Annotated in this window: 11 protein-coding genes; 8 read left to right on the top strand and 3 right to left on the bottom strand. The window is 65.9% G+C overall.

Annotated features, from left to right (window positions below):
- The 5 genes from QF819_05890 to QF819_05870 form a co-directional block, all read left to right on the top strand.
- A partial coding sequence (locus QF819_05890; protein MDP6802694.1) for a peptidylprolyl isomerase occupies positions 1-816 on the top strand: 816 nt, incomplete at its 5' end.
- A 92-nt stretch (positions 817-908) separates the two neighbouring features.
- Entirely contained in the window at positions 909-2537 is a 1629-nt protein-coding gene (locus QF819_05885) for an alkaline phosphatase family protein (GenBank protein ID MDP6802693.1), read from the top strand.
- A 14-nt stretch (positions 2538-2551) separates the two neighbouring features.
- Entirely contained in the window at positions 2552-4756 is a 2205-nt protein-coding gene (locus QF819_05880; protein ID MDP6802692.1) for a CRTAC1 family protein, read from the top strand.
- A gap of 157 nt (positions 4757-4913) precedes the next feature.
- Complete coding sequence (locus QF819_05875; GenBank protein MDP6802691.1) at positions 4914-6446, top strand: hypothetical protein; 1533 nt, start codon at positions 4914-4916, stop codon at positions 6444-6446.
- Positions 6447-6466: 20 nt separating this feature from the next.
- The gene (locus QF819_05870) at positions 6467-6967 is read left to right on the top strand and encodes a hypothetical protein (GenBank protein MDP6802690.1); all 501 of its coding nucleotides are present in this window, start codon (positions 6467-6469) and stop codon (positions 6965-6967) included.
- A 102-nt stretch (positions 6968-7069) separates the two neighbouring features.
- Here QF819_05870 and QF819_05865 read toward each other — a convergent pair whose 3' ends face one another.
- From QF819_05865 to QF819_05855, 3 genes are all read right to left on the bottom strand, one after another.
- Positions 7070-8065, bottom strand: coding sequence for a hypothetical protein (locus tag QF819_05865; protein MDP6802689.1), 996 nt, complete (start codon positions 8063-8065; stop codon positions 7070-7072).
- 690 nt (positions 8066-8755) lie between these two features.
- Positions 8756-9106 (bottom strand): hypothetical protein, encoded by a 351-nt coding sequence (locus tag QF819_05860; protein ID MDP6802688.1) that lies wholly within the window; start codon positions 9104-9106, stop codon positions 8756-8758.
- A gap of 197 nt (positions 9107-9303) precedes the next feature.
- Positions 9304-10254, bottom strand: a complete 951-nt coding sequence (locus tag QF819_05855) for an aldo/keto reductase family protein (protein MDP6802687.1) — start codon at positions 10252-10254, stop codon at positions 9304-9306.
- Between the two features lie 147 nt (positions 10255-10401).
- On the opposite strand from QF819_05855, the gene QF819_05850 reads away from it, so the two are divergent.
- The 3 genes from QF819_05850 (at position 10402) to QF819_05840 (ending at position 12416) form a co-directional block, all read left to right on the top strand.
- On the top strand, positions 10402-11676 hold the full coding sequence (locus QF819_05850; protein ID MDP6802686.1) for a methyltransferase: 1275 nt from the start codon (positions 10402-10404) through the stop codon (positions 11674-11676).
- A 106-nt stretch (positions 11677-11782) separates the two neighbouring features.
- The gene (locus QF819_05845; protein ID MDP6802685.1) at positions 11783-12019 is read left to right on the top strand and encodes a type II toxin-antitoxin system Phd/YefM family antitoxin; all 237 of its coding nucleotides are present in this window, start codon (positions 11783-11785) and stop codon (positions 12017-12019) included.
- The gene (locus QF819_05840) at positions 12003-12416 is read left to right on the top strand and encodes a type II toxin-antitoxin system VapC family toxin (protein ID MDP6802684.1); all 414 of its coding nucleotides are present in this window, start codon (positions 12003-12005) and stop codon (positions 12414-12416) included. Before QF819_05845 ends, QF819_05840 begins: the two co-directional genes overlap by 17 nt.
- The last annotated feature ends 9 nt before the right edge of the window (positions 12417-12425 follow it).

Genomic DNA, 12425 nt, shown 5'->3' with positions numbered 1-12425 from the left:
GTTCTTCGCGAAGGAGAGGAGAGTCATGTTCTCGCGCGGTTTGCGGATGGCGCGGTCTGGACGGTGGGGGACTATGTCGCGTCGCTCGGGACGAACGCCTTTACGCTGCGGCTTCGTCCGGGTCCGTTGACGGAGGAAGTCCCGCGGATGCTCCGGTCTCAAGTCTTCGGACAGCTTCTGCTCCGGGAAGCACGCAGGCGAGGGCTCCGAGAAGAACGCTGGGCCGGGCGGGAGTGTCAGCGACTTCGCGAAGAGCGGCTTGTTCAACTTGCCGTACGCCGAATCACCGAGGAGTCGCCGGTGGATTCCACCCGGGCGCGTGAACTTGCCGCGGATCTTGCGGCGGCGCAGCCCGGTGTCTTCCGGGCGCAGGAGGAAGCGCTGGTTCTGCAAATGAAGTTCCCGACCAGAGAGCGCGCAGACCGGGCTTATCGATCCGCGGCCTCGAACGGGGGCCTGCTGGAGGAGTTGGGGCGGTTCCTCTCCGGGGAGGCGCAGTCCGCATCCTCCTACGGGATTCTGCGCCACACGCGGGCCTCCGCACGAGAGGCGGGGTTGAGTGCGGCGGTCTTCGGTGACGGGTCGGGAGGGTTTATCGGGCCGGTTGAGATCGATGGTGTGTGGATACTCTCGCAGGGCGTGGGAGTGATCCCCGAAACGCAGAAGACTTCGGACGAGGCTTTCGACATCCTGCTGGATCAGATCATTGGCAGCCGATCTCCAGCGTTGGTCCGGGAGTGGCTGGACGATCGGCGAAAGGAGATCGAGGTGCGGATTCGGGAGGATGCTCTGGACGAGATAGCCCCGGGCGTATAGCCCGGCAGCCGTGTTGGAGACGCTCCGGCTGGTGACGCTTTCCGGGAGGCATGGTAGGATCCCGCGTTCGTGAACCGGATCCGGAGATGAGAATGGCAACGAGTCGCAAGGTGGTCATTCTGGGAGTGGACGGGGCCGACCCCGGCTACTACCGGAAGTGGATGGATGCAGGTCTGACGCCCAACTTCGCACGGCTGGCCGCCCGCGGTCGAATGGGCATTCTTCAGTCCACCTACCCTCCGGTCACCGCTCCCGCATGGACCTCCTTCATGACGGGTGAACAGCCCGGAAGTCACGGAATCGTCGGCTTCTCCGCTCCCTCCACCGGCGAGTACGCGCGGAAGGTGGTCAACAGCGGCAGCATCGAGTCGCCACTCCTGTGGGAGATCGCGGGAGACCGGGGTGCGGACTGCATCGTCGTCAATGTTCCGCTTACCTATCCTCTGCGACGGATGAATGGTGTTCTCGTGGCGGGAATGCTGACGCCCGACGGCGTCGGATTCACATGGCCGAAGGAGTTTGAAGCGGAACTGAAGCTCATTCAGCCGGATTATCAGATCGACCTGCTCTGGCAGGACTATCAGGATCGCGGGATCGACCTGGTGCGAGACCAGAAGGAGATGACACGCGCCCGCGCGGAGTTGTGTGTGAAGCTCCTGGAGTCACGGCCGTGGGATCTGTTCACCGTAGTGTTCACCGGCACGGATCGTATTCAGCACTGTCTTCACGAGCATGTGGAGAAGATCCACGACGAGAGCGCGGTTCGGAAAGACACGCTGACCGCGGCGGTCAGGGACTACTTCGTTTCGCTGGATGACTGGGTGGGCGACATCATGAAGGCCGCCGGGGAGGACACACACTTTATTGTCATGTCCGATCACGGATTCGGGCGAGTGGAGCAGTCCGTGTACTTCAACCGGTGGCTTGCGGATGCCGGGTTCCTGTCCCTTCGGACAGGGGAGGCGAAGCGACTTCAGGGCATGAAGCGCGTTCTGAACGCGGTGGGCATTCGTCGCTCGACGCTTTCCGCTGCGGGACGGGCGGTCGGGTTGGGCGCGAAGGTGGATGCACAGGTGGAAAAGCTGAACCCGTTTACAGGCGGCATCCACTGGGATCGGACACGCGCCTATTACTATCCGACGAATGGCTTCTTCGTGAATCTCCAGGGGCGTGAGATGTTCGGCACGGTGAAGCCGGGGGCGGAATACGAGCAGGTCCGCGACGACTTGATCGCCGCGCTGGAAGCCCTGAAAGACCCGCGCACCGGCGGGAGGCTGATTCCCGTTGTGCGTCGCCGTGAGGAGCTCTTTGCCGGAAGAAACATGGAACGCCTTCCGGATGTGTTCATCGAGTTCATGGATCAGCCGTTCGATGCCTTCTTGCAGAACTATGACCACCCGGAGGTCTTCTACGATCCCGGCTGGATGAACGGAACGCACCGGCGGAACGGGCTCTACATCGGCGCGGGCCCGGAACTTGCGGAAGGTGCGGAAGTGGAGGATCTGGAGATCTTCGACATTGCCCCCAATGTCCTCCACCTGCTGGGCCAGTCGATTCCCGAGCACATGGACGGGCGCCTTCGGCAGGATCTCTTTGCGGAACCCGCGCGGAGAGATCCGCAATACGAACCGGTTCTGGACAGCATGGACCGGCGGGAGGGGATTACCTCCGAGGAAGAGAAGGAACTCGAGGAGCGTCTCAAGGGGCTGGGCTACCTCTAGGGAACGGGAAAGGCATGGTGTTCGCCTTCAGGAACTCTTCCGTCTTCGTGGTCGCGCTGATTGCCTGCGTGGGATATGCCGGATGCGGCGGAGAGTCGCCCCCGCACCACCACGCGCCCGCACCGGCGGAAGACCGCGCAGTGGTGGACGCGAAGCACGCGGAACTTCTGGCGATTGCGGACGCGATCTTCGCAAGCGACGAGCAGTACTACGGGCAGGCTCCGCTCGCGGCGCTGATTGCGGCGGACACGACGGGCATGACTCCGGAGAGCCTCGCGCGCCACGATTTTTCTCTTGGCGGGGAAAGCTACAAGGACGGAGATGTCCGGACGGCGGAAGAAGCGTTTCTGCGCTGCTTTGAGCGAACCGGGAGTCACCTTGCGCTCTTCATGGCGGGGCTGGCGCAACTTCGCTCCGGTGTGGATACGAACTGCATCATGATGGCACCGCCCGAGGCGTGTATCTTCCCGCTGGTTGAGAGCGCGTACTACATGGACAGGACCGGCGCTCTCCGGGCGGTGGAGAGCTTCCGCGCGGTGTTGGACTCCGGTGCGCAGATTCCCGGCTATATGATGAAGGCGCGCTTCTTCCTGAATCTCTCCCACATGGTCGTGGGCCAGTACCCCGACAGCGTGTCGTCCGCGTACCTTCTCGCGCCGGAGCTGTTTGCGTCTCCGCGCGACCCGGGCCGGTTTCGGAATGTGGCTCCGTCGGTGGGGATGAACACGCTCAACCACGCCGGTGGCATTGCCATGGAGGACTTCGACGGAGACGGGTTCCTCGATATCTTCACCACCAGTTCCTGGCTTGACGAACCCGCCCGCTACTTCCGGAACAATGGTGACGGCACATTCTCCGACCGGAGCGAGGAAGCCGGGCTTGCCGGGCAGGTCGGCGGGTTGAATCTGGTTCACGCGGACTACGACGGCGACGGACACGAGGATGTGCTGATTCTCCGCGGCGGCTGGCTGATGGAGTGGGGGCGGCAACCGCGTTCGCTTCTCCGCAACGACGGGACGGGCGTCTTCACGGATGTGACGCGGGAGGCGGGCCTCGGAGGTGCGGACTACCCCAGCCAGACTGCCGCATTTGCGGACTACGACCTCGACGGGGATCTGGATCTCTACATCGGCAACGAAGCGGATGACACAGGGAAGCGGCACTACCCGTCCCAGCTCTTTCGGAACCAGGGTGACGGGTCGTTCACCGATGTGGCAAAGAGCGCAGGCGTGGAGAACTTCCGGTTCGCCAAGGGTGTGGCGTGGGGAGACTTCGACGGGGATCGGGATCCCGACCTTTTCGTGTCAAACCACATGGGCGACAACCGGCTCTATCGAAACAACGGCGACGGATCGTTTGATGACATTGCGTCCGAAGCGGGAGTTCTCGGGCCGACGAACAGCTTCCCCGCGTGGTTCTGGGACTACGACAATGACGGACTGCTGGACCTGTTCGTCGCGAGTTACGGCGGCGGGGGGAACCGCGTCTTCCGGAGCTACCTGCGGCCCGGCCTGGGCCTCGGCGAGAACGGACTCTACCGGAACAACGGGGATGGATCGTTCACCAATCGCGGGAAGGAAGCCGGGCTGATGACGCTGACGCTGACGATGGGAGCGAACTTCGGCGACATCGACAACGACGGCTATCCTGACTTCTATCTCGGGACGGGAACTCCCGCCTTCGATTCCATCATGCCGAATGTCCTGTACTGGAATGACGGGAGGGGCGGGTTCACCGACGCAACCGAAGCGGCCGGGATGGGCAATCTGCAGAAGGGACACGGGATTGCGTTCGGCGACATCGACAACGACGGCGATCAGGATGTGTTTGCGCAGGTGGGCGGGTTCTATCGCTTCGATCCCTTCTTCAACTGTCTCTTTGTGAACCCGGGGCATGATCATCACTGGATTACCGTGCGCCTCACCGGAGTGAAGTCGAACCGGTCGGGCGTGGGGTCGCGGATCTCGGTGACGGTCCGGGATGAGGGAGTGCTCCGGGAGATCCATCAGTGGATCGGCCCCACGGGGAGCTTCGGTTCGTCGAGCAGGCAGGCGGAGATCGGCTTGGGGAGCGCGGCGGAGATCGTGCGACTCTCGGTGTACTGGCCGGCCAGCGATACCACGCAGGACTTTGCGAGTGTGCCGATGGATCGCGTTTACCGCGTCACCGAGTTCTCCGATGAACTGAAGCGCGTGGAGAATCGGCCATTCGGGCTTTGACCGGTCGGGCAAGCCGGATCCCGGCATTCCCCGAGGCCGTTCCGCTCGACGGAAACCGACACGCAGGTTCGGCGGGGGGGCGGGCCGGTAGGCGCGCTACCTGCGGTCCACTGCCCGGGGTATACTGTCCGCCCTCTCCCCGAGGGAGGTTTGCTTCATGAATCAGAGGTTTCTTCGCTCCCCCACCCGGTGCGGACGGGGGTTCGCTCTTGCCGTGTGCCTTCTGGCGGCGCCGCTTGCCAAAGGGGTGCAGGGCGCGACCGGCGCAGGTCCGGACGGCGCATTTTCCTGCGGGGGAACTCCGCCGGGGGGCGGGTCCTGGATCCGTGCCGTCCCCGGGGCGCCCGCGCCGGAACCGGGCCTCGTGGGGGAATCGGCCCGGGATCTGGACTATGCGCGGTGGCTTGGAGTGGTGGTCCCGCCCGACAGCGTCTCCCCGGAGATCGCGTTCACAGTGGAGACGGGAACCGTGGGGTTGGTGCTGCGTGCCGCCGCCCGGGACACGACTTCGCTGGAGTTGTTCCCCGAACTACTCGGCCCGTCGGGGGAACTCCTCTCGTGCGCGCATTGCGATTCTCTTCCCGTGGTGGGCGAAGCGACGGCCGGGAGAGGCACCACGCAGATGCCCAGCACCGATCGCCCCGGATGGGAGTTGCAGCCGGGGGAGTATTCGTTCCGGGTTCGCTCGACCAGCCCTCGGCACCTGGACCCGCCGCCGGTTCTCGTGGATGTTACGGCCACATTCCGGTCTGACGCCGGGCTCACGGTGGAGCACCGCCTGAACCTGAACTTCATCTATCTGCCGGGGCTCGCGCTCACTGCCGCGACAGCTTCCGTGTCGGCGGAACTGGATACGGTACTCGAACGGACGGACTTGCTGCTCAGGGCGGCGGGCATTCGTCTCGGGGAAGTGACGCACACGGATCTCGACCGACCGGAGTTCACGAACATCGGCGACTGGACCGAGGCGGGGAGGATGTTCCGATCATCGGTCGGTCTGGGCCGCCCGCGCGCGCTGAATGTCTTCTGGGTGGGACACTTCGAGGGGATCCTCCAGTATGCGGCCGGGATTTCCGGCGGGATTCCGGGTGCGGCGCTCAACGGAACCACGGAGTCCGGGATCGCCATTCGGGAAGCGGCCACCTGGCCGTGCTGCCTGCCGGTCTACGCCGCCTTCTTCGGGCATGAGATCGGCCACTATCTCGGGCTGTACCACACCTCCGAGGCGGACCTGGAGGACTGGGACCCGCTTTCCGACACTCCGCCCTGCACGGAAGGGATGCTCTGGGACTGTCCCGACTACACGAATGTGATGTTCCCGCTGATCAACGAGACCCACACGAACTGGTCGCCCGCGCAGGTCGGGATTCTCGGAACCCACCCGACCGTGCGGACCGTGGTGGTTCCGGGCCCCCGCGCGCTGAAGAAAGAGGGGGCGGAAGGCGTCGCGGGGATCGCTCGCCCGAACCCGTTTCGGGAGACCGTGCGGATTCACGGGGTGGGCGCGGAAGGCGGACAGATTGTAGATGTGGCGGGCCGCCGGGTGGCTCGTCTCTCCGCGACAGGCGGGGACGCTGTGTGGAATGGGCACGACGGCAGCGGGCGGCGCGTTCCCGCGGGTGTCTACTTCTTCAAAGGCCGCACGGCGGACGGAGAGGTTCGGACCGTTCGCCTGATTCGAACCGACTAGACCAGGCAGAGGAGGAAAGTGTGACAGCAAACATTCGCGTGGGAAGCCGCATGACGGCGATCGCTCTCCTGGGGTTCCTTGCCGTCGGGTGCTCATCCGGCGAGGATGGTCGGCATCCTGCGGCAAAGCCCGGCGAACGCGCCCGGCGTGCCGGAGGGTCTGCGGTTCGAGAGATGCCGGCCGTTCAACTCGTCGAGAAGACCTACTACCCCAGGCCGGAACGGGACGAGTTCATTGAGGTGATTGACCTCGATCGCGTCGGGAGGACATTTGTGCTCCTTCTGCGCCTGCGTCTGGAGAGTCCGCGCGAAGGCCCCTGGACGGCCCGGTTTGTGAATGCGGAAGCGGGTGTCGAGCATGTCGTGCCGGGACTGCGCGTCGATGTGGCCACCGGTGGGCTGACCTTCCTCTGCCGGACCGGCCGTTTCCCTCCCGGAGACTGGAACCTCTCGCTGGAGGCGCAGGAGGGCGCGGAAGTGAGCGGCCCGACGCGCCAGGGATTCCGCTTCCGGGTCGACTAGCCGGAACCACGCTTCCCGCCGGGCTCCATTGCGGCTTCGCCCGCCCGATCGGGTGGGCCCGGCGGGGAGGCGGCGCCGCCTCCCCAGCCTCGGATCCGTGCGCTACCCCCCAAACCCCGGGGGAGCATAGGCGGCGTCCCGGATGGTCGACAGCACCGTTCCCACGGTAGCGCGGTCTCCCTGGATTCCGCCGTCGATCCGCAGATCAACCGGTGGATCTCCCTTCAGGAAGATGGCGTCGTGCGGATCTTCCAACCCGTACGCCATCTTGAGGTCCAGCGTCGCCACGATCTTCCCCGTGGCGGAGTCTCTGCCGCGCACGGTCTGGTGAACGCCGACCACGCGTCCCTTCGGGATGCGGTTGCGCCCGGTTCCCACGGCCTTCCCGGCGATGATCGGGCGCAGGAGTTCCGCGTCCGCCTTCATGGTCTGCGGAGGAAGGCGCAAGTGGCGCAGCACAAAGAGCAGCGAATCCAGGCAACCCACATGGCCGATCGTGCCCGCCCGCTTTCGCGCGCGGAACTCCTCCACCGTGATGCCGGCCCCGGTCTTCAACTGGAGGGCGCGTCGGCGCTTTGCGGTGTCCACATGGCGCGTGATCCGGACCGAATCCAATCTCACGCAGACCGATGACAGGACTTCGGGGAGGAAGTCCATCACGAAGCCGGGGTTGACCCCCGCGGAGAGGACAGAGACCCCCGCCTTTCGGCACGCACGATCGAGCGCATGCGCCTCCTTCGGCCATCGATCCGGTGCGGCCACCATTTCTTCGCAGGTGGAGACCACGCTGACGCCCTGCTTCACCAGTTCCAGGACCTGCGGATACGCTTCAGGAAAGCGGGATGTGGCCATGTGAACCGCCAGCGTCGGGCGGCGGCGACCGAGCGCCTTGATCTGTGCGGGCAGGTTCTTGTGAACGCGAAGACGCGCCCGGCTCTTGTCCCGGATCAGTTCGCCGACGCTCTTCCCCGCGAACTTCGGAGCCGGGTCCACGGCTCCCATGAGTTCCATGTCCGGTTGTCCCGCGATCTCTTTCGCGACGGCGCGTCCGATTGGACCCAGCCCCAGCACGATGACCGGCAGCGGCTTGAGTTTCATTCCCTTCCTCCCGGGTTGAGTTCCGGACGAAGGTGCGTCTGCGGGCGTGGGAAGTCCACGCCTTTTCAAGGCCGCTGCGCCTTCCCGCAAGCGCGTGATAGAGCGTGCCGATCGACTTCCAGTCCCGCTTCTGCGCTTCTGCCGGGCGGGTGACGCGGGCGCGGGTGGTCGTCTGGTAGAGCGGGACGACCGCCGCCGACCCTAAGGGAACCGCCTGACCCACCATGGCCGGGAAGCGGAGCTTGCGGAGCGACTCCTCCTTCGGGAAGCACGCCTTGACCGACCGCACCGCCCGGTGCCCGAGGACGACGATGAGCGGCGGGCGGGCTGCCTCCACCAACCGACGGACATGGGACGCGCAGGCACGAACACAAGCGGCAGGCGGAACCACGGCCTCCAGTTCCCGGGAAGCCGGTCGGCACAGCATGGCGGACGCCATCAGGATTCGCGTCCGGGGGATCCGCGCATCTTCCAGGAGGTTTCGGAGGAAGCGCGTTCCCGGGTCCGGGCCTCCCGTTCCGAGGCGGCCGTCCCTTTCCAGAAGCCGCCTGGGCGGGCGTTCCCCCAGGATGAGAAGTTCCGGCTGTTCGGCGGGTCGCTCGAAGCGGACGGGAAGTGTCTTTTCCGGGCCGTAGCACCGCTCACAGAATGCGATGTCCGACTCCAGCCGGGCCAGGACCCGGCCGCGCTTCACCATTCCCACGGGCAATCTTCTTCTCCTTCCTCCTCGTTCTCCGCGGCTTCTTCCTCGATCCATGGTTCTCCGGTGTCCTCCCAGGGAGGGATGCGTCGCCCGCCTGCAAGGTCCAGATTGCGGGCGATCCAGCGGTCGAGCGTGGCGGCATGGAGAATGAGCGCGCGCGGGTCCCCTCCCGGGGGGCGTTTCGGAGGGCGAACGCCCAGGTCCCGAAGAGCCCGACGCCGGACTCGGCAGAGGCGGTCCAGTGTGGTCGGCCCGTCGGGACCCGGCCCGGGCCGGAACAAGTGGCCGGGACGCGGGGGGCGTGGAGGGGGAGGTCGGCGGTCCTGCGGGAACATCATGGGCGACTCCTCGACCGGGAAGAAGTGGCAACACGGGTTGCGCCGGGTGCGTCACCTCCGGTTGGGAGCGGAGCCCGGAGCGTGGCGTGCACGGCGTTCTCCGCCCTTGCGGGAGGCGGGAGCCGGGTGCAGAGCAAGGCGCGTGCCGGTGTCGGTTCCGCGGACATCGTGGCGTGGGGGAGAGGCGCGGGTGGCGGTCAGCTTGCGGAGAGCACCATTTCCACGCGGTAGAGGAAGTCCTCGTCGAGCCGGATTCCGGAGGCGGCCACATTTTCGCGCACCTGCTCCGGTGTCGTCGCGCCGATGATCGCGGCCGCGACGCAGTCGTCCCTCAGAACCCACGCCAGCGCCAACTGCACCAGCGACAGCCCGGCCTCCGCCGCGAGCTTCGCGAGGCGATCCACCTGCTCATGGTTTGCGGGAGTCATCCTCGGGCGAAGGAACTGCCCGGCCTTCTCGTCGGCCGCGCGCGACCCTTCGGGAAGTTTCCCGCCCGCATACTTCCCCGTCAGGAGGCCCTGCGAGAGCGGGCAGTACACCACCTGCCCGACCCCCTCTCTGCGGCAGAGCGGGAGAACATCCTCCTCGATGGATCGCTGCAGCATATTATAGGGCGGCTGGTTGGAGACGGGCGGCGCGGCGCCGGTGTGTCGTGCAATCTCCACGGCTTCGGCGATCTGCGCAGCGGACCAGAGCGACACCCCCCAGTAGAGGATTTTCCCTGAGGTAACCAGGTCGTCCATGGCGCGCACCGTCTCCGAGACGGGCGTATCCGGGTCGAAGCGGTGACACTGGTAGAGGTCGATGTAGTCGGTGCGAAGCCTGCGAAGGCTGGCATGGACCGATTCGAAGAGGTGCTTTCGAGAGAGTCCGCGGTCGTTGGGATTCTCCGACATCGGGAAGAACGCCTTCGTCGCCAGCACCAGGTCGCTGCGCTGGTAGTCCGCGAGCATCCTCCCCAGAAGTTCCTCGGCGGCGCCGTGGTTGTAGACATCCGCCGTGTCGAGAAAGATCACACCCGATTCGATGGCTTCCCGAATGCACGCCTGCGCGGTGGAGTCGGCCACGGAAGCGCCATAGGTGAGCCAGCTGCCGAGCGCAATCTCGCTTACGCGCAGACCCGACGCGCCGACGCGCCGGTAGCCCATGAGGTTGGAAGTGCCGGTCGGGGGGGAGTTCACGGAATACCTCCAGTTGGCCGGGGTGCCGGTCCGGGGATCGTGGCACATTTTCCGAATCGGAGACCACAGGTTTTCACCCACGCGGCGCACCGTTCGGGTATCCTGACCCACCTTATGGAATCGACTCCCGCGACCAGCCCGGATCTCACGGACCTCACCGTCGGCCACGCCGTGCCTGGTGGTGCGTGCCTTGCGCGCGTCAGCGGGAGGGTCGTGCTGGTCAGCGGGGCTCTTCCGGGCGAACGCGTTCGCGCCCGTGTCACGCGGGAGGGGAAGTCGCTCGCCGAGGCCGTCGCGGTGGAGATCGTCGAACCCCACGCCGGGCGGCGCGAAGCCCCCTGCCCGCACGCGTCCGCTTGCGGAGGCTGCGACTTCCAGCACGCGGAACCGTCTCTTCAGGCGGAGATGAAGCGATCGATCATCGGCGACGCATACCGGCGTATCGCACAGATGGATGTCGGGGAACTGCTCGAAGGGCCGGACCCGCTCGCGCAGGAGACGGGGACGCGCAACCGGATCCGACTCACCTATGACCCGATGGGGCACCCCGGACTCTTCCGGCGCGGCACGCACGAAGTCGTCCCGCTGGACGCGTGCCCGCTGCTGGAGATGCCCGCTGGCGAAGACCTCTTCGCGTGGGCCCGGCTTGCGCCACCGTGGCACCGTGTTTCGCTCCGCATGGACTCGCGGGACGGGGGGGTGGTGCTCTTCGAGTCCCCGCAGGGCGCGTCCGACAAGGCCCGCCGCCGTCTGGAGCGGTTGACGAAGGGCATGGAGCGCTCGCCCGCCGTGCGTGGCGTTCTCGCCGATCGGCGCCCGCTGGGTGGTGACCGCGAACTTCGGTTCCGCGTGGGGGGGCGGGAGTTTCGTGCCGACGCCACCTCGTTCTTTCAGGGAAGTCTCCAGGGAGCGGAGCAACTGGCCCGGGAGGTGGCGCGCGCTCTCGGAGAGGATCGCGATGGAGTCCTCATGGATCTGTACGCGGGGGTCGGGCTGCTTTCGGTGCTGTGCGGGCAGGGATTTGATCGCGTGGTGGCGACGGACACGGACCGGCGTGCGCTCCGGTTCCTCCGGGGGAACCTGCGTCGTGCGGGCGTGCGTGCGGAGACGCGGTCGGAGACGGCGGCGCGGACGCTCACTTCGGAGCCGTCCTCCCCGAGCGAGACCATTGTGATCGACCCCCCGAGAGCCGGACTGGATCGCGAGACCCGCGCCGCGCTGATAAAGCGTGCCCCGCGCCGGATCGTCTCCGTGTCCTGCGACCCCGCGACCGGCGCCCGCGACACCAAAGCGCTGATCGACGCGGGCTGGCGGCTGGAGAGCCTGCGCGCGATCGATCTCTTCCCGGTGACCGCACATGTGGAGACGGTGGCTCTCTTCGTGCGCTAGCGGCGCGCCGTTCATTGCACTCGGCCGCCTGGCGAAAGAGAGAGCCGGAAGACCCCTTGCCGATATGTACAGAAGGATGTACACTCCTGTACACAAGGAGGGGCATATGAAAACCGTGACATTCACGGAGTTTCGAAAGAACGCGTCGGGTCTCTTCTCCGATGTAGAGCGCGGAGAGGTGTTCCTTGTCATCCGGCACGGCAAGCCCATCGCCGAGGTGTCTCCCGTTCGCTCTTCCGACTCCCTGCCGGCCTGGAAGCAGGCTGCCCTGCGCCTCGCGGTCAGGGGAGGGGCGCTGTCGGCAGCGATTCTGGGAGAGCGTACCGATGAAGATCTTCTTTGACTCCTCGGCCTTCGCAAAGCGTTATGTGGATGAGAAGGGGAGCGACAAGGTGGAGCGGTTGTGCGGAAAGGCCTCCGCGCTGGCGCTGTCGGTCATCAGTCCTCCGGAGATTGTCTCCGCGCTGAATCGCCGTCTGCGCGAAGGCTCTCTGTCGCGCAGCCAGTACCGGGACGCAAAGGCCCGGTTGTCGCTGGAAGTGGCCGACGCCACGATTGTGAACCTGCTTCCTGCCGTTGTGGCGGATGCGATCCGGATTCTGGAGACGAATCCAGTTCGGGCAATGGACGCTCTCCATGTGGCCTGCGCTCTCCAGTGGGACACGGAGCTGTTCGTCTCGTCAGACTCACGGCAGTTGAAGGCGGCCAGGAAAGCCAAGCTGCGGACCAGACAGGTCTGAGGCGGCAGG

Source organism: Gemmatimonadota bacterium (genome assembly GCA_030747075.1).
In the GTDB taxonomy this organism is placed as follows: domain Bacteria; phylum ARS69; class ARS69; order ARS69; family ARS69; genus ARS69.
The sequence above is the reverse complement of the archived record's forward strand: the minus strand, read 5'-3'. Positions and strand labels throughout refer to the sequence as shown.